Raw genomic sequence first — 20,997 nt, 5'->3', positions numbered from 1 at the left:
TACGTTCCAAAAAATGGAACAAACGGTATCATCATGAGCGCCCTGACCAACGCCATCGACATCCTGCGCTGCTTCTCAACCGCGCGGCCCGACCTCTCCTTTGCCGACGTCCAGGTCCTGACCGGCAAGCCGAAGAGCTCGACCTCACGCCTGCTCCGCTCGCTGCGCGATTGCGGCCTGCTCGAGCAGGATCCGCACAGCCGCCGCTACCGGCCGGGCCTGCTCACCTTCGAGCTCGGGCGGCTGCACCGGGCCCATGACGACCTGATCGCCACCGCCGAGCGCGAGCTGCGCGATGTCTGCGCGCGCACCGGACACACCGGCTACATCGCCGTGCTCGACGGCTATCAGCAGGTGGTGCTGCGCATCGTGCCCGGCTCCAACCCGCTGCGCGTCGTCAACCCGCCGGGCCAGCGCACGCCGGCCATCATCACCTCGAACGGCCGCGCCATGCTGGCGCGTCTGTCGGACCAGGAGATCCGGGCGCGCGTGCCGCTCGACTATCCGAAGGTCCCGGCCAACTCGCCGCAGAACTTCACCGAGCTGATGGCGCGGCTGAACGAGATCCGCCGGACCGGCATCTCGGACGCCGCCGACGAGGCCATCGAGGGCGTCGGCTCGCAGGGCTTTGCGCTGGCGAGCGGCGAGAGCGGTGAGCTGATCGGCATCGCCGTCTCCTACTCGGTCCAGGCCACCACCGAGATCGAGCGTGCCAATGTCCGTCGCGAGCTCGGCAGCATGGCCGCAAAGCTGCGGCGCATGACCGGCGATCCGCTCGGCCAGACCATCGAGCAATTGGCCGGACTGGCCTCCTGATGACGAGCAGCAGCGCGCCGCGCGTCAACAGCCTGGCGCTGTTGATCCTGCCGAGCGCGCTGCTTTTTGCGCTGTTCTTCTTCCTGCCGATCGGATTGATGGCGGTGATGAGCGTCCTGACCGGCAACCCCGTGGTCATGCCGAACGTCGCCCTCACCGCCAGGCACTATGCCCGCATGGGCGATGACGGCTACTATCTCGAGGTGATCTGGACCACGATCCGGATTGGCCTCTGGACGACCCTGGCCGCGCTCATGATCGGCTATCCGCTCGCGCATTGGATGGCGCGGATCAAGAGCCGCACCGGCCACGCGCTGCTGCTGATGGCCGTGCTGGCGCCGATGCTGACCGGCATCGTGGTGCGTACCTTCGCCTGGATGACGCTGCTGTCCGACAAGGGTGCCATCAACCAGATCCTGACCTCGCTCGGGCTGGTCACCAGGCCGTTGCAGCTGATGTACAATGAGACCGGCATCGTCATCGGCCTCGTCCACATCTATGTGCCGTTCATGGTGCTGACGCTGACCGGCGTGATCGGCCGCATCGACGAACGGCTGGAGCAGGCGGCGGAGAATCTCGGCGCCAGCCCATGGCGCGCTTTTCTCGAAGTCACCCTGCCGCTCAGCCTGCCCGGCATCCTCGCGGGGTCGCTGCTCGTGTTCGCGCTCGCGATCAGCGCCTATGTGACCCCGATCCTGCTCGGCGGCTTCCAGGTCATGACCCTGCCGATCCTGATCTACCAGCAGATCTCCGCCAACTTCAACGTCGGCTTCGCGGCTGCGCTCGGCATGGTGCTGCTCGTCATTTCGCTCTCGCTCGTCATCGCGTATAATCACGTGCTCGGCCTCGTCTCGGGCCAGCGCGAGCTGCAATGAGGGCGCAGATGACGAGCCTTGCTCCAGGATCGCAGCCGCCGCTTGCTGCGCCGATCGATCTGGGGGCGGCACCTGCCCGTCGCAGCACGACGCCGCTCCGGTGGGGCCGCAGGCTCTATCTCGCCGCCAACAGCGCCATCCTCGCCTTCCTCCTGGCGCCGATCGCGATCGTGATCGTGTTCGCGCTGAATCCGACGCCCTTCATCCAGTTTCCACCGGTCGGCGTCTCCTTGCGCTGGTTCGAGAAATTCTTCGCCTCGCGCGACTTCATGCACGCGCTGCTCTTGAGCATCGAGGTCGCAGCGATGACCACGGTCGCGGCCACCGTGCTCGGCGCGTCGGCCGCGCTGGCGGTCGCGCGCGGTAACCTTCCGGGCTCTCGCCTGATCGTGGCGACCATGCTGTCGCCGCTGATGCTGCCTGCGATCCTGACCGGTCTTGCACTGTTCCAGTCCTATGTGCTGCTCGATGTCGGGCGCCCGTTGTGGGGCCTTGTCGCCGGCCATACGCTGGTGACGATTCCCTACGTCGTGCGCACCACCCTCGCCGTGTTGCATAATTTCGATGTCAGGCTGGAGGAAGCCGCGCAGAATCTCGGCGCCAGCCCCACCCGGACCTTCTTCGAGATCACGCTGCCGCTGGTGAAGCCCGGCGTTCTGGCAGGCGCGATCTTTGCCTTCATCGTCTCGTTCGACCAGTTCCCGGTGTCGCTGTTCCTGGTCGCGCCGGGCAGCGAGACCTTGCCGATCACGCTGTTCAACTATCTGAAGTTCGATCTCGACGGCACCATCGGCGCGGCCTCGGTGGTCTCGATCCTGCTCGCCTTCATCGTCGTCATCGCGCTCGACCGCACCGTTGGCCTGCGCTCCTACGTCAAACTCTAAGGGAGATTCCGGACATGACCGACTCATTGCGTCGCTTCCCCATGAGCCGCCGGCGCCTGCTGACTTCGGCTGCTGCGCTTGGTGCAGGCGTCGTCGCGGCGCCTTACGTCGCGCGCGCCGAGGAGCCCGTGCTGAACATCACCGGCTGGGGCGGCAAATGGGGCGACGTCATGAAGGCCGAGATCGGCCCCGCCTTCGAAAGCGAGTTCAAGTGCAAGCTCAGGACCGACACTGCGCTGCCGTTCCTGCCGAAGCTGCAGGCGAGCTCGCGCTCCGCGCCGATCTACGACGTGCTGCACACCAACTCCAACGAGCAGTGGGCCGCCGTCGAGATGGGCCTCGTCGAGCCGAAGGTCGACCCCAAGCTGGTGCCGAACATGGCCGACGTCTACCCCTACGCGGTCAGCGACAAGATCGTCGGTGTCTGCATCTTCACCAGCGCCATTGGCTTGGGCATGCGCACCGACAAGGGCTACGCCAACGTCACGTCCTGGAAGGAGCTGTGGGACGCGAAGTACAACGGCGTGCGCGGCGGCTATGTGATCCCTGTCAACAGCCTGGGACAGGCTTTCCTGATGATGTGCGGCACGCTCTACGGAAAGGGGCAGACCGATCTCGACGCGGCCTATGCGGCGCTCGAGAAGCTGAAGCCGATCAAGCTCGTCGACTTCACCGGCGCGATGGAGAAGCTGTTCCTGTCCGGCGAGGTCGGCCTCGGCGTGATCCACGACTCCGGCATCTACCGCTATGACGGACAAAACCAGCCGATCGACTTCGTCACCCCGAGCGAGGGCGTGCTGTCGCTGGAGCAGGTGCTGAGCATCACACCCGGCAGCAAGATGAAGGAGCTCGCCAACGCCTATGTGAACTACATGCTGCGCCCCGAGGTCCAAAAGCGCCTCGCCGAGACCGTCTGGTACTCGCCGGCCAACAAGAAGGTGAAGCTCGACGCCAAGTACGACGCCAAGCTGCTGACCACTCCGGAAAAGGTCAGCAAGCTGATCCAGGTCGACTGGAAGTGGTACAATGCGCAGAAGGACGCGATCGACAGCCGGGTCAACCGGATCTTCCGCGCATGAGCGCAAGCATCGAGATCGCCAGCGTCAGCAAGGTCTATGACGGCGGCGTACGCGCCGTCGACGCGGTCGCCATGGACATCCGTCCGGGCGAGTTCTTCTCGCTGCTTGGCCCGTCCGGCTGCGGCAAGACCACCACGCTGCGCATGATCGCGGGCTTCGACAGCCCCAGCACCGGCGAGATCCGCGTCGACGGCGCCGACATCACCCATGTCCCCGCGCACAGGCGCGACATGGCGATGGTGTTCCAGAACTATGCGCTGTTTCCGCACCGGACGGTGGCGGAGAACGTCGCCTTCGGCCTGCGCATGCGCAAGACCGACAAGGCCACGATCGCGTCCAAGGTCACGGCCGCGCTGGCGATGGTCGAGCTGTCCGGCATGGAGGACCGCAGGCCGGCACAATTGTCGGGCGGCCAGCAGCAGCGCGTCGCGCTCGCCCGCGCCATCGTCATCTCGCCGCGCGTGCTGCTCTGTGACGAGCCGCTCGGCGCGCTCGACAAGAAGCTGCGCCAGCAGATGCAGTTCGAGCTCAAGCAACTGCAGAAGACTCTCGGCCTCACCCTCGTCTTCGTCACCCACGACCAGGAGGAGGCGCTGGCGATGTCCGACCGCATCGCGGTGATGAACGCCGGCCGCGTCGAGCAGATCGGCACACCGGTCGAGATTTACGACCAGCCGCGAACCCGCTTCGTCGCCGACTTCATCGGCGACACCAATATCTTCCGCGGCCAGCGCGTGACGCTGGACCACGGGACCGGAATCGCGGTCGGCAATGGCCTGGTGCTGGCCCTGCCGGATGTGTCCGCAACGGCCGGTGGCGAGGTTCTGTCGGTCGCCTTGCGGCCGGAGAAGATCATGGTGTCGCCAGCCGGCCCGGTCGATGCCGAGAGCAAGGGCACGTCCGCACGCGGTACGGTCGAGAGCACGAACTTCCTTGGCGGTGCCGTCCTCTACCGCATCGTCCTGGACGGTGGCGAGCGGGTGCTGGCTCAGCAGCCGAATTCAGGAGCCGGTCCACTCCACGCACCCGGCCAAGCCGTCGCGCTCGGCTGGCGGCCGACCGATCTCGTCATTCTCGAGGATTGATATTGTGAACGTCATACTCCCGTCCCCTTCCCTCGATGTGGCGGATCGCCCTTCGCAACGGCGCATGGGCGTCGTCGTCATCGGCCAGAGTCCGCGCCCCGCGATCGAAGCCGAGATCGCAGCCGTGCTGTCTCCCGGCACGACCATCGAATTGCGCGGCGCGCTCGACGGCATGAGCCGCGGCGAGATCGATCGCATCCCGCCGGTCGACGGCGCCGATGCGCTGTTCACCTTGCTGCCGAACGGTGACAACGTGCGCATCAGCAAGAAGGCGGTCGAGGGCCGGGCCAATGCACAGCTCGCGAAATTTCGGCAGGACGGCATCGACGTCGCGATGCTGGCCTGCACGGGCAAGTTTCCCAACCTCGCGCCAGAAGGGCTCGTGATCCTGCCCTCGGCAGTGCTGCACAAGATGGTGGAAGCCGTGCTGCCGAGGGGCCGGCTCGGCGTGTTCTCGCCGCTGGCCGAGCAGACCGCGCTGATCGCCGGCAAATGGCAGCGTGATCACGTCGAGGTGGTGGGCGTCACGCTGCAACCGGGCTCCGATGACGCGGCCGTCGACGCCGCGGCGCGCGCGATGGCGGCCAAGCAGCCCGACCTCGTCGTGCTCGACTGCATGAGCTACACCAGCGCCAACAAGGCCCGCGTCCGCCGCCATTATTCCGGGCCCGTGATCCTGTCGATCGCCGCAGCCGCCCGCGTTGTCGAGGAACTGTTGTCGTGAGCGGGGTGGAATTGAAGACGATCAGTCTCGACGACATCGAGGCGCTCGCGGTCGGCGCCTGGATCCTCGGCACCGGCGGCGGCGGCAGTCCCTATCTCGGCCTGCTCAACCTGCGTCGGCTCTATGCCGAGGGACATCGCGTGCAGATGATGTCGCCGCTCGATCTTGCCGACGACGACTGGGTCGCCGTGGTCTCCAACATGGGCGCCCCCTTGGTCGGGCAGGAACGGCTCGCCGACAGCCGCAGCATCGCGCGTGCGGTGCGCATGCAGGAGGAGCTCAACGGCATCACATTTCGCGCCGTGATGTCGGTCGAGATCGGCGGCGGCAATGGCATGCAGGCGCTGATGGCGGCAGCACATCTGAACATCCCCGTAGTCGACGCCGACTGCATGGGCCGCGCCTTTCCCGAGGCGCAGATGACGTCGGTTGCGATCGGCGACCTCAAGCCGTATCCCTGCACGCTCTACGATCCGCGCGGCATCGAGGCCGTGGTGACGAAGGTGCCGAGCTGGAAGTGGATGGAGCGCGCCAGCCGCAAGATCTGCGTCGAGATGGGCTCGATCGCCTCGACCAGCAAGGCGCCGCGCACGGGCCGCGAGGTCAAGGACTGGGGCATCCATTTCACGACCACCAAGGCCATCACGATCGGCCGCGCGGTCGAGGCCGCCAACCGCAGCCACCAGGATCCGATCGCCGCGATCCTCGATTGCGAGGGTGGCCAGCGGCTGTTCAGCGGCAAGATCGTCGACGTCGAGCGCCGCACCACTGAAGGTTTTCTGCGCGGCTCTGCCGTCGTGGAGGGCAGCGACGATGACCGCGGCACGCGGCTGAAACTGTCGTTCCAGAACGAGTGGATCGTGGCCTGGCGCGATGGCGAAGCCATCGCGATGTCGCCGGACCTGATCTGCGTGCTCGACAGCGTCAACGGCCACGGCATCGGCACGGAGACGGTGCGCTACGGCCAGCGCGTCACCGTGATCGCGCTGCCGGCGCCTGCCGTGCTGACGAGCCCGCGCGGACTCGAATTCGTCGGCCCCCGCGCCTTCGGTTATGACCTCGATTTCCGGTCGCTGTTTGCGCCCTCTGGAGCATAGTGAATGAAGCGGATTGGCATTGACGTCGGTGGCACCAACACCGACGCCGTCCTGATTGCCGACGACAAGGTCGTTCACTCCGTCAAGGCTGCGACCACCGCCGACGTGACCTCCGGCATCCTCGCGGCGCTGAAGGCGCTGCGAGAAAATCCCGCAGCGGCCGTACCGGTCGATGCGGTCGTGATCGGCACCACGCATTTCATCAATGCGGTGGTGCAGCGGCGGCACCTGCAGAAGATCGGCGCGATCCGCATCGGAATGCCGGCCTCCGCCTCGCTGCCGCCGTTCTGCGACTGGCCGGGCGACCTCGCCGCGCTGGTCAGCGGCAAGACCTTCATGCTCGAAGGCGGCCATGACTATGACGGCCGCCCCTTCATGCCGCTCGACACCAACGGCCTGAGGGCCGCCGCGCGCGCGATCAAGGCCAAGGGCCTGCGCGCGGTCGCGGTCGCCTCGTCGTTCTCACCGCTCGATCCGAGCTGTGAGAACATCGCGCGCGAGATCCTCGCCGAGATCTGCCCTGATGTGGCCGTCACGCTCTCGCACGACCTCGGCCGCATCGGACTGCTCGAGCGCGAGAACGCCGCCCTGCTCAACGCCGCGCTGCACGACCTCGCGGTCACGACGGTCGCCGCCTTCCGCAAGGCGATCGCGGAGTCCGGCATCGATGCGCCGCTGTTCCTGACGCAGAACGACGGCACCGTGATGCAGGCGGAGATCGCGACCGCCTTCCCGGTCATGAGCTTCGCCTCCGGCGCCACCAACTCCATGCGGGGCGCCGCGTATCTGTCCGGCCTCGACGACGCCATGGTCGTCGACGTCGGCGGCACTACCAGCGACATCGGCCAGCTCCGCCACGGCTTTCCGCGCGAGGCCAACGCCGTCGTCGAGGTCGGCGGCGTCCGCACGCTGTTTCGCATGCCCGATCTGCTCTCGATCGGGCTCGGCGGCGGCAGCCACGTCACGCAGGATCCGGTCCGTGTCGGCCCGCTCAGCGTCGGATACCGGCTGACATCCGACGCGCTGGTGTTCGGCGGCGACCAGCTCACCGCGACCGACATCGCGGTCGCAGCGGGGCTGATCGACATCGGCGACAGATCGCGCGTCGCGCATCTGCCGAAAAGCCTGATCGACGCCGCGCTCGCCGACGCCCACCGCAAGCTCGAAGGCGACATCGACCGCATGAAGACCGAGGCGGGCGACGTGCCGCTGCTCGCGGTCGGCGGCGGCGCCTTCCTGGTACCGGAGCGCCTCGCCGGCATCTCCACCATCGTCCGCGTCGACCATGGCGACTGCGCCAATGCGGTCGGCGCCGCCATCGCCCAGGTCTCCGGCGAGGCCGACCAGGTCTTCCGCGACATGACCCGCGACGAGGCCATCGCGGCGGCGCGGGCCATCGCCGAGGTGCGCGCCGTGCAGGCCGGCGCCGACCGCGACACGCTCAAGACGGTCGATGTCGAGGACATGCCGATCGCCTACCTCCCCGGCAACGCGCTCCGCGTCCGCGTCCGCGTCGCCGGCGCCATCGCCGAGCCGACCATCGGCGCGGCGGCGTAGTCCATCGTCGCTACGCCAGCTCGGCGATCCGCTCGACCCCGGCCTCCGCGCCCTGCGCCTTGGCCGCCGCCATCGAGCCACCGAGGTCGATGCCGCGGCAGGCGTTGTCGACGACGATGGCGGCAAAGCCGAGCCGCCGTGCATCGACGGCCGAATAGTGCACGCAGAAATCGGTGGCGAGACCGACCAGGAAAACCCGCTTCAGGCCGCGCTCGCGCAAGTATCCGGCGAGGCCCGTGGGCGTGGTCTTGTCGTTCTCGAAGAACGCCGAGTAGGAATCGATCGCGGCGCGAAAGCCCTTGCGGATGATGAGCTGCGCCTTGTCGGTCGCAAGATCGGCATGGAAGGCGGCGCCCGGCGTGCCCTGGATGCAGTGGTCCGGCCACAGGGTCTGCGGCCCGTAGGGCATCGTGACGCTTTCGAACGGCGCCCTGCCCGGGTGGCTCGAGGCGAACGAGCTGTGTCCCGCCGGGTGCCAGTCCTGGGTCAGGACGACGTGATCGAACATCCGGCTCAGCCGGTTGATCACCGGCACCACGGCATCGCCGTCGGCCACGGCGAGCGCACCGCCGGGACAAAAATCGTTCTGCACATCGATGATGAGCAGCAAATCCTCGTTGGCCCTGATCTGCATTCCTGCCTGCATCCGTTTCACGCGAGCTCCATCAAGGATGGCCCCAGGCCGCGGCGATCTCAAGCCGGGCCGCCGAATAATCCGCGGCCAGCCAGTCCCTCCATTTTGGAATCCCTGCTCTGCAGGCCGGGCCTGGAAACGCCCGCCGATTCATGGATTCTCCCGGCGGGAGAGAATGGCCGATGCCGACTGCCGTCACACACCGCTCCGCGAGCCAGCGTCTCGAGCGCTGGGCGGTCGCCACCCTGCGCGAGGCCGGCGCGATCGTCGAATGCGAACGGCACGGCTGGATGCGCGAACGCGGCGACCCGGAAGCGCTGGCGCGGGCGCTTTGCGTCGCACGCGACGATCCACCACCCGGGCTGTGCAGTTCGGACGCGCTCGCGGCCATCGAGGACGTCCTGGCTGCGACCGGCGACACCTGTCCTGATTGTTCACGGCACGGAGAGCCGGAAGATCCGCCGCGATTCAAATAAGTGATTCCGCGGCTACCCCAAGATGCCCTAGCCTGAGGCCTCCACCGGGAGACGCCATCATGCCGAAGCATCCGGTCCCATGGCTGCTGCGCAAGCCGTGCCCGACCTGCGGTCGCGCGCTCGCGGTGCGCGAGGGCAAGGGCGAACGTCGCCAGCTTGTTTGTCCCATCTGCGACGGGCCCGATCCGCTGCGCTCGCCCAAGGCGCTCGGCTGGGCGAGGGGATCGCTTCGGCCGCCGCAGCGGCCGAAGCAGCATTGACGTCACTTGCGCGTCAGCTTGCGCTCGACCTTGTTGCGGCTGTTGCCGACCTTCTTGACCGCCTTCTTCACCGCGGACGCCGAGCGGCCGCTCTTCTTGGCTTCGTAGCGGACTTCGTAGTCCTGTCCGCCCGCGACGCGGGCGCGATCCTGCTTGCGTCCGCGCCCGGATGTTGCGGTAGCTGACTTCGCGGTGGATGTCTTCTTCTTCACTGCCATGGTGCATCTCCTTGTCAGCGCGCAACGCACGACACATCGAAGCGGTTCCGCCGATGAGGAAGACCCATCACGTCGATCAGCCGAGGTCGAACCTGACGCCCTGCGCCAGCGGCAGGCTGCGGCCGTAGTTCACGGTGTTGGTGGCCCGGCGCATATAGGCCTTCCATGAATCCGAGCCGGACTCGCGGCCGCCGCCGGTCTCCTTCTCACCGCCGAACGCGCCGCCGATCTCGGCGCCCGAGGGGCCAATATTGACGTTGGCGATGCCGCAATCGGAGCCGCGCGACGACACGAACAGTTCGGCCTCGCGCAGATCATTGGTGAAGATCGACGACGACAACCCCTGCGGCACCGCATTGTGCAGCTCGATCGCGGCATCGAGATCGCGATACGGCATCACGTAGAGAATCGGCGCAAACGTCTCGCGCTCGACCGGGCCGCATTGTGCATCGATCTCGACCAGCGCCGGCCGCACGTAATAGGCCTCCGCGCAGCCGCCGACCGCGACGCGCTCGCCGCCGAACACACGGCCGCCGTGATCCCGCGCGGCGCTCAGCGCATCCTGCATGGCGTCATAGGCGCCGCGGTCGATCAGCGGTCCGATCAGGGTGCCCTGCTCCAGCGGATTGCCGATCGCCACCGAGGCATAGGCCTGCTTCAGCCGCGGCACGAGCTGGGCGTAGACGTCGGCATGCACGAACAGGCGGCGCAGGCTGGTGCAGCGCTGACCCGCGGTGCCCATCGCCGCGAACGCCACCGCGCGCAGGGTGAGATCGAGGTCGGCGGTGGGCGTGACGATCGCGGCATTGTTGCCGCCGAGCTCGAGGATGGCGCGGGCAAAGCGGCCGGCAAGGCAGGCGCCGACGACGCGCCCCATGGCCGTCGATCCGGTCGCCGACACCAGCGGCACCCTGGCATCGTCGACCAGCATCTCGCCCACCGCGCGGCCGCCGAGCAGCAGGCCTGCGAGCCCCTCCGGGGCCTCGCCGCCCTCGCGGCGATAACGCTGCAGCGCGCGCGCCAGCAGCGCGTCGGTCGCGAGCGCGGTCAGCGGCGTCTTCTCCGACGGCTTCCAGACGACGCTGTTGCCGCACACCAGCGCCACCGCCGCATTCCAGGCCCACACCGCCACCGGAAAGTTGAAGGCGGAGATCACGCCGGTGACCCCCAGGGGATGCCAGGTCTCCATCATGCGGTGCTCGGCGCGCTCGGTGGCGATGGTCAGGCCATAGAGCTGGCGCGACAGGCCGACAGCGAAATCGCAGATGTCGATCATCTCCTGGACCTCGCCGAGCCCCTCGGAGACGATCTTGCCGGCCTCGATCGAGACCAGGCGGCCGAGCGCGGCCTTGTGGGCGCGCAGCTCCTCGCCGAACAGCCGCACCAGTTCGCCGCGCTTCGGCGCCGGCCTGAGTCGCCACTGCAGGAACGCGGCATGCGCGCGCGCAATCACCGCGGTCGCATCCGCCCTGCTGTCGTCATGCACATGGGCCAGCACCTCGCCGGTCACGGGCGAACGCGCGGCGCGCGTCCCACCGCGCAGCCGCTCCGGCGCAACGCCGAGCGAGGTCAGGATCTCGGCCGTTTCCGCAACGAGGGTCAGGGGCGATGCTTGGCTGGGCGACATATGCAACTCCGGATTGTCCCCCGCACCGGTGCGCGCGAGACGTCATGAATGGTCCATCATAAACGCCCCCGTGTAGATCAAATCCGGCTGCGGCGCGAGCACCCGGGCGCTGGGCAAACGGCCACTGGGAAGGTCGCTCGTCGGCTCATGGGGGCGTCCTCCCGCTCGTTCTGCCTCGCGCGCGCGCAGGCTGAGCCTTCTGGCGCGCATCGGCGAGATCCCGCGACGCAGCGCGCCCGGGCTGATGGGATCGATGAGCCCGCGCGAAACACGAGGGCGCAGGGAATGCCGGGAGCTGGCCGCCCCCATGGCCCGCCTGCGAAAAAAATGCAGGCGGCAGGAACCACAGGTTCAGCCGAGACATCCCGGCATTCCCCGCGCGATGGTCTTCACGATTATATCGTGATCTCCTCGGTGTACGGCTGTTTAGCCACCGTCGCCCTCGGAATCATCGCCCGAAAGCTTAGCGCCAGCGTCGCGGCGCCAGGACCACACGACTTCTCGTCCGCCAGCTGCCGTTCGTCCGCGTGCAAGCACGCTGCGGCAAACAAGCGGCCATCGCCTCCCCGCCTCACGTGTCGTGACGATCGCGATACGCCCCTCGTGGCGAAGCAGGATGGACGCAGTAGAGCACATCTTCTGGAAAAGCGAAAGATAAATCTTCGGTGAGCGCGGGCGATGTTGGGCGCCGTGCTGACGTTGACGGCGGCGCCGTATCGGCTCGAACGGTCCGCACCGGCCAGGAGCAGCCGTCGGGGCCGACGGGCCGGACGTCACCCGCGCATCATCAGACGATGCGTTCGGAGAGGCCACACAGCCAACCGGCGGCTCATCGCTGGAGTTTCCTTCGCATCATCACGTGCGGTATGCCCGCATCGTCGAATGCTGATCCTTCCGCGCTGTACCCCAGTCGTTCATAGAATCCGCGTGCTGTGACTTGCGCCCCGAGAACGATCTCGTCGGCACCGCGGCGAGATGCGGTCGCAGCCGCAAACTCCATCAACTCCCTCCCAACGCCCCTTTTTCGCGATGATGCCGATACCGCCATCCTGCCGATTTTCGCAGCGCGGTCATGAAGCAGGATGCGTAACGTCCCTATGACGAGGCCATCCGAAAGCGCGGCAAGATGGATGGCGCGCCTATCGTCATCGTCGACTTCAAGTTCCTCAGGGACTCCTTGCTCGACGACGAACACACGGCGTCGTAAGGCGTAAACCTCCGACATGAGCGGGTCTGTTGCTTGGACCTCGAAGATCGTACTCAATCCTGTCTCCTCGGACCGGAGCCGATGCATCCCATCGAACGCAAGCGGTAACTCTCTTTCCCTAACAATTGCACTGTCGACCTCGCCTCGTAGTTTCGGCGGCAGCGCACGAGCTCAGATGCGGCTGCGCGCTGCCAGCCGAATTTATTGTAATTGCACCAAACTCCCAAAACGATGCCTTTGCCAAACTGACGGTCGACGCGTTGTGCGTTCCAACATGTCCGTATCACCGCCGAAGATATGATGGCCCGAGTTTCATCGAGTTTCGCGGAGAATGCATGTAAGCTTCGCTATCCCCGACTCGGAGCGAACCGGACATGCCCGATCTTCACACACTCGCGTTGTTTTCCCTCGCGTGTCTGGCGCTGACCGTCACTCCGGGCCCTGACATGCTCCTGATCGCCAGCCGCAGCATCGCGCAGGGGCGGTCTGTCGGGTTTGCGACGCTGATGGGAATTCAGGCTGGGACCTATTGCCATGCGCTTGCTGCGGCCTTCGGCCTCTCCAGGCTGTTTCTACTGGTCCCCGTCGCCTATGACGCGGTTCGCTACGCGGGCGCCGCCTATCTCCTGTTTCTGGCGTGGCAGGCTTTGAGCTCGAATCGTCCGCTCGCGCCGGTCTCCGGCGAGAGCGACCGGCGCTCGACCTTGGCAGCTGTCCGGCAAGGGCTGGTGACGAACCTGCTCAATCCAAAAATGGCCCTGTTCGTTCTGGCGCTGTTCCCCCAGTTCGTCACGGCCGATGCCGGATCGGTCGGGCTCCAGATCATGACGCTCGCGACCGTGCTCAACGCCATCGGCCTCGTCGTGAATGGAGCCGTCATTGCTGTCGCGAGCCGCGTCGGCGCCAACATCTTCAGAGGTGGCCGCCTCGGCCGCTGGCCGCAATATCTGCTGGGAACGGTGTTCGGCACGCTCGCCCTGCGGCTGGCGTTCGAGGGGAAACGCTAGTCGTCAGACATCCGCAACATTCGCTGAAGCGGGGACCCGACAGCCCCGGACGATCGTGTTGCGGAGCAGTCCGGCGCCGTCGCGGTCCTGACACCCGTCACGCCCGGTCAGCACAGAACCGAGGACGAGAACACGATTTCAGGCTCGACGAACCCGTATGCGATATGCCTTCATGATGGGAACGACAAGAGAGGGTCAGCATGACGATCGAGACTTGGCTCGCGTTTGCAGCGACGTCCATCATTCTCCTGGTGATCCCGGGGCCGACGGTTCTGCTGGTGGTCTCCTATGCGCTGGGCCAGGGGTGGCGAACTGCGCTGCCGACGGCGGTCGGCGTCGCGCTGGGCGACTTCACCGCCATGACCTTGTCCATGCTGGGCGTCGGCGCGCTGCTGGCGACCTCGGCGCTGCTGTTCACCGTACTGAAATGGATCGGCGCGGCCTATCTCGTCTGGCTCGGGATCAAGCTGTGGCAGGCCGGCGGCGCGCTCAACGCCGTGCCGCGGACCGACCGAACCTCGGCGCTGAAGATGCTCGGTCACGCCTGGATCGTCACGGCGCTGAACCCGAAGAGCATCACCTTCTTCGTCGCGTTCCTGCCGCAGTTCCTCAGTCCGAACGGCAGCTTCCTCACGCAGATGGTCGTGTTCGAATCGACCTTCGTCGTGCTCGCCTTCGCCAACGCCGTCGGCTATGCGCTGATCGCCTCGCGCGCCCGCGCGCTCGTACGGAGCGAGAAGGTGATCAGCATCTTCAACAAGGCGGGCGGCACCCTTCTGATCGGTGCGGGCGTCGCCGCCGCGGCGGCGCGGACGGCGCAGAACTGAACGGGCCGCGAGCTTTCGGCGGAATGTCGCCGGCCACATCGGCTGACAACGCCCGCGAGGCATCGTCCAGGTTTCAGCAGCGCGCAGGTCAGGCTATATTGCCGCCGTCACCTGTCATCGAGCAGGCTCTGCCATGGCCGACACGCCCCCATCCAGTCCCGAGCTCTGGCCGTCGCTCCAGCACGAGGCCCGGCGCATCGCTGCGGCCGATCCCGTGTTCAGCCGCATCCTGTCGGCTGCAATCCTCGACCATTCTGATCTCGGCAGTGCCGTCGCGCAGCAGATTGGCGTCCGCATCGGCAGCGGCGATGCCGCGCGCGCCCGGTTTGCCGCGGTCGCGCGCGAGGCGTATGCCGCCGCGCCTGAGCTCGTCGAGGCGGCGGGTCACGACCTCGGTGCGATCGCGACGCAGGATCCAGCGACGACGGCGCTGCTGCCGCCCCTGCTGAACTACAAAGGCTACGTCGCACTGCAGGCGCATCGCGTCGCGCACTGGCTCTGGTGCAACGGGCAGCCCGACCTGGCGCTACTGCTGCAGGCGGACACGTCAACGTCGCTGCAGGTGAGCATCCATCCCTCGGCGCGGCTCGGCACCGGGATGTTTCTCGATCATGCCACCGGCATCGTCATCGGCGCCCACAGCAGCATCGGCGACGACGTCACCATCCTGCAGAACGTCACGATCGGACGACACGACGCGCTGCCCGGCCGCGCCCCGCGGATCGGCCGCGGCGTGCTGCTCTCCTCGGGCGCGACCGTGCTGGGCGACGTCGCGATCGGTGATTTTGCCAAGATCGGCGCCGGTGCGGTCGTTACGTCCGATGTGCCGGCTGGCTGCACGGCCGTGGGCACGCCGGCCCGGCTGACGAACTGCCCGGAGCAGCCGATCCCGGCTGGGGCTTGAGCCATAGCGCGCGAAAGCCGCCCATGGGCGGCTCTCGTGTCCGGATCGCGATCCGTGCTCGATGTCGGCCTCTCCGAGGCCGCAGGATCGATCTGAGGGTCAGGCCGCAGCGCTCGCCGGCAGGGCTCGGGCGCTCGGCTTCGCCTGCGCGAGATGCGTCTTCCACGCCTCGATGGCAACGACGAGCGAGGTGATCGCCCAGAACACGGGATACTCATAGCCGCCGGTGTTCCAGGTCCAGCCGAAGCCCTTCACGACCTGCAGCGCGTAGACCGCAAACAGCAGCAGCGCGGTGGCGCCGAGCGCGGCAAAGCGCGTGCAGATGCCGAGCACCAGGGCAATGCCGGCGGCCGACTCGGAGGCGGCTGCGATCACGACCCACACCTCGGGGGGATGAAAGCCGGCTTTGGCGAAGAAGCCGGCGGTCGCCGCCGACACCGCGCCGCCGGCGAATTTTCCGGCAACGTGAGGAAACAGAAACAAGCCGCAGATGATGCGAAGAATGTTCAGGCCGTTCGAGAGATCAAAATTTTCCGCCTTGATACGAAAATCGTCCTTGGTGAGCCACATGGCATCAACTCCTTTCCAGTTGCCGCGATGCTCCAGGAAAAACGGGCTGCCGCCGTTGCGGCAAATCAAAAACGCGCCTGGAAAAACGCAGAACAGCGTTGCGTCCAACGTGTTCGCTGGGGGATCGGCGGCCCATGCGCGACGATGGCGCGCGGATGGACTCACGACTCCTGGGGCGGCCGGTTCTACAGCAGTGTGTCAAGCTTGCCGGCCGTGACGGAGATCAGTTCGCGGATTTTGTCGCACTCCGGCGCGAGCGATGCGAGGGCCGGATCCGATCTGATGCACCGCTCCAGATTGTCGACCGCGCTTCGCCAGGCCTCCAATTCGCGCTGCAGCCGCCCGATCTCGCTGGTGACCACGGCATCGCGCAGCCGTTCCGATTGCGCGCCGATGATAGGCAACGGGGCCCGGTCGGGAAATGCGAGGATATCAGCCACGGATCCCCCCGATGAGAGAGGTGGAATTCGGCGAAGACGACAGGCGCACGACGCGCGGGGCGGCGGCATTGCCTGCAACCGCGCGGCGGCCTGGATTGACAGGCCACCGCGCGATCGGCGCTTTCCGATCCGGCGTCAAGCCGCCGCGCGCTCGGCCAGAGCCTGAGCTTCGGCCGCGGCACGCGCCATGCTGGACGACATCTCGCTCGTGACCGTGCTCTGCTCCTCGACGGCGGCGGCCGTTGACGTCACATACTCGCTGACGTTCTGGATCGCCTGCTTGATCGAGCTGAGAGACGTGACGACGCCCCCGGAGATGTTGTTGAGGCTGTCGATCTCCGTCGCGATCTTGTCGGTGGCGGTCTTCGCCTGGGTGGCCAGGTTCTTGACCTCGGATGCGACAACGGCGAAGCCCCTGCCCGCTTCGCCGGCCCTGGCGGACTCGATGGTGGCATTCAGCGCCAGCAGATTGATCTGGCCGGTGATGTTGTGGATCATCTCGACGATGCCGCTCATCGACTGGGCGGCATCGGAGAGCCGCTGCGCCTGCGCGTCGGCCGAGGTGACACGGTCCACCGCGCCCATGGCGGTCTCGCGCGACTTCGTCATGGCTTCGGAAATCTCGCGCACGGACGCGTTGAGCTCCTCCGCGCCCGCCGCCACCGATTCCATCATGGCGCGCACGCGCTCGTTGCCCATGCGAACGAAGACCTGCCGGGTGACGTCGGTGGCGTATTTGACCACCTTGAACGGCTTGCCGTTGAGGTCGAGGATCGGATTGTAGGAGGCCTGGATATAGACCTCCCGGCCGCCCTTGCCGATGCGCTTGTACTCGGCCGACTGATACTGGCCGCGGTTCAGGCTCGCCCAGAAATCGCGGTAGGCGCCGCTCTCCCGCTCGGACGGTTCGACGAACATGCTGTGATGCTTGCCCTGGATCTCGGCCAGGGTGTAGCCGAGCGCGCGCAGGAAGTTGTCGTTCGCGGTGATGACCGTGCCGTCCATGTTGAACTCGATCACCGCCTGCGACTTGCCGATGGCCTCGATCTGCCCGGCGAGGTCGGCGTTCTCTAGCTTCTGCGCGGTGACGTCGGTCGCGAACTTCACGACCCCGATCGGCCTGCCCGCCGCGTCGAGCACCGGATTGTAGGTGGCGAGGATCCACACCTCCTTGCCGCCCTTGCCGATGCGCTTGTACTCGCCGCCCTGGTATTCGCCGCGATTGAGCGCAGCCCAGAACTCGCGATAGGCTTGGCTGTCGCGCAGCGCGGGTTCGACGAACATGCTGTGATGCTTGCCCTGGATCTCGTCGAGGCGATAGCCCAGCGCATCCAGGAAATTCTTGTTGGCACCGACGATGGTGCCGTCGAGCTTGAACTCGATCATGGCCTGCGCGCGGTCGATGGCGGCAAGCTTGGAGCCATCGGCCATGCTGCGCAGCTTCTTCTCCGTGATGTCGGTCGCGAACTTGACGACCTTCACGGGCTTGCCGGCGCTGTCGAGGACGGGATTATAGGACGCCTCGATCCAGATTTCGCGACCGCCCTTGCCGATGCGCTTGAACTCGGCGGCCTTGAGCTCGCCGCGGCTCAGCGCCGCCCAGAACTCGCGGTAGGCGGCACTGTCGCGTTCGGACGGCTCCACGAACATGCTGTGATGCTTGCCCTGGATTTCCTCCAGCTGATAGCCGAGTGCGTTCAGGAAGTTCTTGTTCGCGGTGATGATCGTGCCGTCGAGCTGGAATTCGATCACCGCCATCGCGCGACTGATTGCTGCAAGCTGTGCTTCCGCGTCCGAGCGGCTGTTCGATCGAAACAACAAGGTAACCTCCAGATGAATAGTTCGTTTGCAGATGGTCGGCGGGGATGACGATCGTCCCCGCGCGCCCGGCGACATGTCTGCGCAAAATTGATGCAACTTGTTCCAGTCTCGTTAAAGCGCGTTGAGAAACTCCGGCTTTTCCGTAGTTCTACCGCTTTGACATGACGACCGACATACAAGAACGTCGCGCGGAAGCTGCGTTGCGGCCCCTGAAGCATCGGCAATCGGGCCGCGTGGCGCGAAGATCGCGGGGGGTCAAGGCGGTCGATCGCATGTCTGCCGCAGCCCTGCTGCGTCAGAAAGCGGTTGGGGGACCAGGCGGCCGAGCGTCGCCTGGTTGGCGCGCAGCGCCTCACCGAGCAGCCGCACCAGTTCGCAGCATTTCGGCACCGGGGCAACCGCCAGTGCAAGAACGCCCGATGCGCGCGGGCGATCACCGCGGTCCATCCGCGCTGATGTCGTCATGCACCTGGGCTGGCGAGCCTCGATCAGCGGCGGTCCCGTTGGACAGCGGCGCTAGACCGCCTCGACCACCGCCTTCAAGGCGTCAGAGACCTTTGTGGTGAGCGTCGCAAGCGCCGCGTTCTCGATGGCCTGCATCGAGGCGACGGGATTCACGGCAGCGACCTCGACCTTCCCGCCGATCTCCTGGACGATGACGTTGCAGGGAAGCATGGTGCCGATCCGGCTCTCCGCCTGCAATGCCTCATGCGCCAGCTTCGGATTGCAGGCGCCCAGAATGGTGTAGGGCCGAAAGTCGGCGCCGATCTTCTCGCGCAGCGTCGCCTGCACATCGATGCGGGTCAGAACGCCAAAGCCGCGTGCCTTCAGCTCCGCGGTCACCCGCTCGATCGCTGCGTCGAACGATAGATTCACCGCTTTGGCAAAATAGTAGCTCATGTTCGCCTCTTTCCGGCTGGTCTGCCGCCGCGTCAACACGGTTCGTCGCGCGCGGCCATGGGATCTCCCGGCGGCACTGTTGCGCGTCCGTGCGGCGTGCACTTGATCGAGATCAGCGAAATGGCCGCACGTGCCGGACTCGCGGCGGCGCAGGCCAGGCCATCACGCTGTTTTGACGCCGGTCATTGCGGCCCGTGCATGAACGCCTGCATCTCTTCCGGGGTCAACTTGCCGTCCTTGTTGCTGTCCATGGCCCTGAAGATGCGCTCATGCGTCGCCTGGAATTCCTGCAGCGAGATCGTGCCGTCGCCGTCGGTGTGACGGCGCGGCGGATCACGCTGCGCCGATCCGCCCCGCCCGTTTCGATCTACCGGCCGCAATGACAGTCTCGCGCGCCGGTTTCCTCATATTCATCGTGCAGGCGCACCCAATCGGAGAGATTGCCGCGGCCGGTCTCGTTGCGACCCTTGGGCGTGAGATCGAGATAGTGATAGGCGCCGATCAGCGGATCGCCGCCGCGGGAGCGGACCTGGAAGGTGCAGAAGATGTTGCCGGCATCGTCCTTGGTGAACACGGTCAGCCCCGGGAGCTCGGGCGACCTGCGCGTCAAGGGGGCGAAATTGTAGACGGCCTGGCCCGTCACGATCTGCTCGTCCGAGAACGAGACCTGAAAGTCGAAATTGAAATCACTGCCCTCGGATGACACCCAGTCGAACGCCCAGCCCATGCGCGCCTTGAACGGGGCGATCTCGGCGAGCGGCGCACGCGATACGGCGACCAGGCTGACGTCGTGATGGCGGAGGTGCTGGTTGGCGCCGTCGATGTGGTCGCACAGGAACGAGCAGCCGGGACAGCGGTGCGGATCGCCCGGCGCCATCATGAAATGATAGACGATCAGCTGGCTCCGTCCCTGAAACAGGTCAGCCAGGCTCACGGGTCCATCCGCCGCCTGGAAGACATAGTCCTTCTCGACCCGGACCCACGGCAGCGCCCGGCGGGCGGCAGCCAGCGCATCGCGCTGCCTGATGAAGGCCTTCTCCTGGGTGAGGTGGGCGCGATGAGCTTCGGTCCATTCGTCCGCGGTGACTATTCTGGGGGTCATGTCTGGAGTCCTCCGTATCCTTCGCAGAGGACGATGCAAGGCTCGGCGGCCCGACACCGACGCCATCTATTTTGTCGGCAGGTCATCGCAGCGCGGCCGGGTGCAGCGAACCGCGGATCGACTGGACAAGGCCAGCTTCGGGCGCCCCCGCTCCCGTCTCAGACCGGCGTGCGCGCTCGACCTGATCCACCGTCTGCTCCCGTCCGTTTCGGGGCGGCCATGACAGACGTGTCGGATCAGAGCAGTGACTCCCGCAGCGGCCGGACCGAGCCGGCGCGCTGCCGCAGCTGCGGCCAACCGGCGCGCGCGGTTCAGAGCATCCTGAACCCGCGAACCGGCGAAGCGGCGCGTCTGTTCAACTGTACCGCCTGCGGATCTGTCAATTGGATGGACGACCGGCGGTGAGCAACCGGTTCGGTCGCGACTGCTGCCGGCAAGAAAATCTGATCCTCTCAGCGCGGTGCATGTGAACCGGGTGCTTCAGGAGTCCCGCAGTCCGGGTGTTCTGGACATCCGTAGGAACCTTGTCACAATGTTCGATCTTGAGAGGGTCGTGGCTGCTGGAGGGTTCGATCCCGCGTATCTTCACCAGATCGACGGTTCCCGCCCTGGGTGACGGCAGATCAGGACGAACGCGATGCTCTTCTACGTGACTGGCCCCGGTGAGATGCGCGGGGATGGCCTCGATTTCGACGATGTCGAGACGGTGCTGATGCAGACGGCGGACGCCGCGCTTGCAATCGCGCGCGACCGACTCCATCCGTCCTCGACGAACGTCTGCCTCGAGGTCAGCTCCGATGACGGCCAGATCGGGCATGTCACAGTTTCGGTGCTGATCGAGCGCGGTTGACGGCTGTGAAAGGTCCAAGGCCGCAGCTCGCTATCAG

23 protein-coding genes and 1 pseudogene are annotated in these 20,997 nt (G+C 66.4%); 14 read left to right on the top strand and 10 right to left on the bottom strand.

The window, feature by feature from the left end; all coding sequences use genetic code 11:
- The first annotated feature begins 33 nt into the window (after positions 1 to 33).
- From ACQR2C_RS22555 to ACQR2C_RS22520, 8 genes are all read left to right on the top strand, one after another.
- A complete protein-coding gene (locus ACQR2C_RS22555; protein ID WP_315802277.1) occupies positions 34 to 816 on the top strand; it encodes an IclR family transcriptional regulator in 783 nt (260 codons plus the stop codon).
- Positions 816 to 1,691, top strand: coding sequence for an ABC transporter permease (locus ACQR2C_RS22550; RefSeq protein WP_434882153.1), 876 nt, complete (start codon positions 816 to 818; stop codon positions 1,689 to 1,691). The genes ACQR2C_RS22555 and ACQR2C_RS22550 overlap by 1 nt, the downstream gene beginning before the upstream one ends.
- Before the next feature lie 8 nt (positions 1,692 to 1,699).
- Positions 1,700 to 2,575 carry an ABC transporter permease gene (locus ACQR2C_RS22545; RefSeq protein ID WP_315802275.1) on the top strand — a complete coding sequence of 292 codons (876 nt, stop codon included), beginning with the start codon at positions 1,700 to 1,702 and terminating at the stop codon, positions 2,573 to 2,575.
- A gap of 14 nt (positions 2,576 to 2,589) precedes the next feature.
- Positions 2,590 to 3,654, top strand: a complete 1,065-nt coding sequence (locus tag ACQR2C_RS22540; protein WP_434882152.1) for an ABC transporter substrate-binding protein — start codon at positions 2,590 to 2,592, stop codon at positions 3,652 to 3,654.
- Positions 3,651 to 4,739, top strand: coding sequence for an ABC transporter ATP-binding protein (locus ACQR2C_RS22535; RefSeq protein WP_316178309.1), 1,089 nt, complete (start codon positions 3,651 to 3,653; stop codon positions 4,737 to 4,739). Before ACQR2C_RS22540 ends, ACQR2C_RS22535 begins: the two co-directional genes overlap by 4 nt.
- A gap of 64 nt (positions 4,740 to 4,803) precedes the next feature.
- Positions 4,804 to 5,463 carry an AroM family protein gene (locus ACQR2C_RS22530; protein ID WP_434882151.1) on the top strand — a complete coding sequence of 220 codons (660 nt, stop codon included), beginning with the start codon at positions 4,804 to 4,806 and terminating at the stop codon, positions 5,461 to 5,463.
- Positions 5,460 to 6,560, top strand: a complete 1,101-nt coding sequence (locus ACQR2C_RS22525; RefSeq protein ID WP_434882150.1) for a DUF917 domain-containing protein — start codon at positions 5,460 to 5,462, stop codon at positions 6,558 to 6,560. The genes ACQR2C_RS22530 and ACQR2C_RS22525 overlap by 4 nt, the downstream gene beginning before the upstream one ends.
- Before the next feature lie 3 nt (positions 6,561 to 6,563).
- A complete protein-coding gene (locus tag ACQR2C_RS22520; RefSeq protein WP_315802270.1) occupies positions 6,564 to 8,117 on the top strand; it encodes a hydantoinase/oxoprolinase family protein in 1,554 nt (517 codons plus the stop codon).
- Positions 8,118 to 8,127: 10 nt separating this feature from the next.
- Here ACQR2C_RS22520 and pncA read toward each other — a convergent pair whose 3' ends face one another.
- Positions 8,128 to 8,763: a bifunctional nicotinamidase/pyrazinamidase gene (gene pncA / locus ACQR2C_RS22515; protein WP_434882176.1), complete on the bottom strand. Its 636-nt coding sequence runs from the start codon at positions 8,761 to 8,763 to the stop codon at positions 8,128 to 8,130.
- A 170-nt stretch (positions 8,764 to 8,933) separates the two neighbouring features.
- Here pncA and ACQR2C_RS22510 point away from each other — a divergent pair, with 170 nt between their 5' ends.
- Complete coding sequence (locus ACQR2C_RS22510; protein ID WP_315802269.1) at positions 8,934 to 9,227, top strand: hypothetical protein; 294 nt, start codon at positions 8,934 to 8,936, stop codon at positions 9,225 to 9,227.
- A gap of 59 nt (positions 9,228 to 9,286) precedes the next feature.
- The gene (locus ACQR2C_RS22505; protein WP_434882149.1) at positions 9,287 to 9,487 is read left to right on the top strand and encodes a hypothetical protein; all 201 of its coding nucleotides are present in this window, start codon (positions 9,287 to 9,289) and stop codon (positions 9,485 to 9,487) included.
- A gap of 2 nt (positions 9,488 to 9,489) precedes the next feature.
- Here the strand turns inward: ACQR2C_RS22505 and ACQR2C_RS22500 are convergent, their stop codons facing one another.
- From ACQR2C_RS22500 to ACQR2C_RS22490, 3 genes are all read right to left on the bottom strand, one after another.
- Entirely contained in the window at positions 9,490 to 9,705 is a 216-nt protein-coding gene (locus tag ACQR2C_RS22500; protein WP_315802267.1) for a DUF3606 domain-containing protein, read from the bottom strand.
- 76 nt (positions 9,706 to 9,781) lie between these two features.
- Positions 9,782 to 11,332 carry an L-piperidine-6-carboxylate dehydrogenase gene (gene amaB / locus ACQR2C_RS22495; protein WP_434882148.1) on the bottom strand — a complete coding sequence of 517 codons (1,551 nt, stop codon included), beginning with the start codon at positions 11,330 to 11,332 and terminating at the stop codon, positions 9,782 to 9,784.
- A gap of 829 nt (positions 11,333 to 12,161) precedes the next feature.
- Positions 12,162 to 12,596 carry a GNAT family N-acetyltransferase gene (locus ACQR2C_RS22490; protein WP_434882147.1) on the bottom strand — a complete coding sequence of 145 codons (435 nt, stop codon included), beginning with the start codon at positions 12,594 to 12,596 and terminating at the stop codon, positions 12,162 to 12,164.
- Positions 12,597 to 12,913: 317 nt separating this feature from the next.
- Here ACQR2C_RS22490 and ACQR2C_RS22485 point away from each other — a divergent pair, with 317 nt between their 5' ends.
- The 3 genes from ACQR2C_RS22485 to ACQR2C_RS22475 all read left to right on the top strand — a co-directional run bounded on the left by ACQR2C_RS22485 (position 12,914) and on the right by ACQR2C_RS22475 (position 15,277).
- Positions 12,914 to 13,546 carry a LysE family translocator gene (locus ACQR2C_RS22485; RefSeq protein WP_315757099.1) on the top strand — a complete coding sequence of 211 codons (633 nt, stop codon included), beginning with the start codon at positions 12,914 to 12,916 and terminating at the stop codon, positions 13,544 to 13,546.
- A gap of 200 nt (positions 13,547 to 13,746) precedes the next feature.
- Positions 13,747 to 14,373, top strand: coding sequence for a LysE family translocator (locus ACQR2C_RS22480; RefSeq protein ID WP_434882146.1), 627 nt, complete (start codon positions 13,747 to 13,749; stop codon positions 14,371 to 14,373).
- 133 nt (positions 14,374 to 14,506) lie between these two features.
- On the top strand, positions 14,507 to 15,277 hold the full coding sequence (locus ACQR2C_RS22475; RefSeq protein ID WP_434882145.1) for a serine O-acetyltransferase: 771 nt from the start codon (positions 14,507 to 14,509) through the stop codon (positions 15,275 to 15,277).
- A gap of 99 nt (positions 15,278 to 15,376) precedes the next feature.
- On the opposite strand, the gene ACQR2C_RS22470 is transcribed toward ACQR2C_RS22475, so the two are convergent.
- The 6 genes and pseudogenes from ACQR2C_RS22470 to ACQR2C_RS22445 form a co-directional block, all read right to left on the bottom strand.
- A complete protein-coding gene (locus tag ACQR2C_RS22470; protein ID WP_315802261.1) occupies positions 15,377 to 15,847 on the bottom strand; it encodes a DoxX family protein in 471 nt (156 codons plus the stop codon).
- A 185-nt stretch (positions 15,848 to 16,032) separates the two neighbouring features.
- Positions 16,033 to 16,287 (bottom strand): hypothetical protein, encoded by a 255-nt coding sequence (locus ACQR2C_RS22465; protein WP_434882144.1) that lies wholly within the window; start codon positions 16,285 to 16,287, stop codon positions 16,033 to 16,035.
- 135 nt (positions 16,288 to 16,422) lie between these two features.
- Positions 16,423 to 18,045 (bottom strand): methyl-accepting chemotaxis protein, encoded by a 1,623-nt coding sequence (locus tag ACQR2C_RS22460; RefSeq protein WP_434882143.1) that lies wholly within the window; start codon positions 18,043 to 18,045, stop codon positions 16,423 to 16,425.
- 579 nt (positions 18,046 to 18,624) lie between these two features.
- Positions 18,625 to 19,008, bottom strand: coding sequence for a DUF302 domain-containing protein (locus tag ACQR2C_RS22455; protein ID WP_434882142.1), 384 nt, complete (start codon positions 19,006 to 19,008; stop codon positions 18,625 to 18,627).
- A 182-nt stretch (positions 19,009 to 19,190) separates the two neighbouring features.
- Positions 19,191 to 19,325 (bottom strand): annotated as a pseudogene (locus tag ACQR2C_RS22450) (EF-hand domain-containing protein); the annotation flags it as partial.
- A gap of 50 nt (positions 19,326 to 19,375) precedes the next feature.
- Positions 19,376 to 20,110, bottom strand: coding sequence for a DUF899 domain-containing protein (locus tag ACQR2C_RS22445; protein ID WP_434882141.1), 735 nt, complete (start codon positions 20,108 to 20,110; stop codon positions 19,376 to 19,378).
- Positions 20,111 to 20,747: 637 nt separating this feature from the next.
- Here ACQR2C_RS22445 and ACQR2C_RS22440 point away from each other — a divergent pair.
- A complete protein-coding gene (locus tag ACQR2C_RS22440) occupies positions 20,748 to 20,960 on the top strand; it encodes a hypothetical protein (RefSeq protein ID WP_434882140.1) in 213 nt (70 codons plus the stop codon).
- Positions 20,961 to 20,997 lie beyond the last annotated feature (37 nt).

The organism is Bradyrhizobium sp. HKCCYLRH3061, assembly GCF_051168015.1.
In the GTDB taxonomy this organism is placed as follows: domain Bacteria; phylum Pseudomonadota; class Alphaproteobacteria; order Rhizobiales; family Xanthobacteraceae; genus Bradyrhizobium.
Note: the sequence above shows the minus strand (reverse complement) of the source record. Positions and strands in the feature narration are given on the sequence as shown.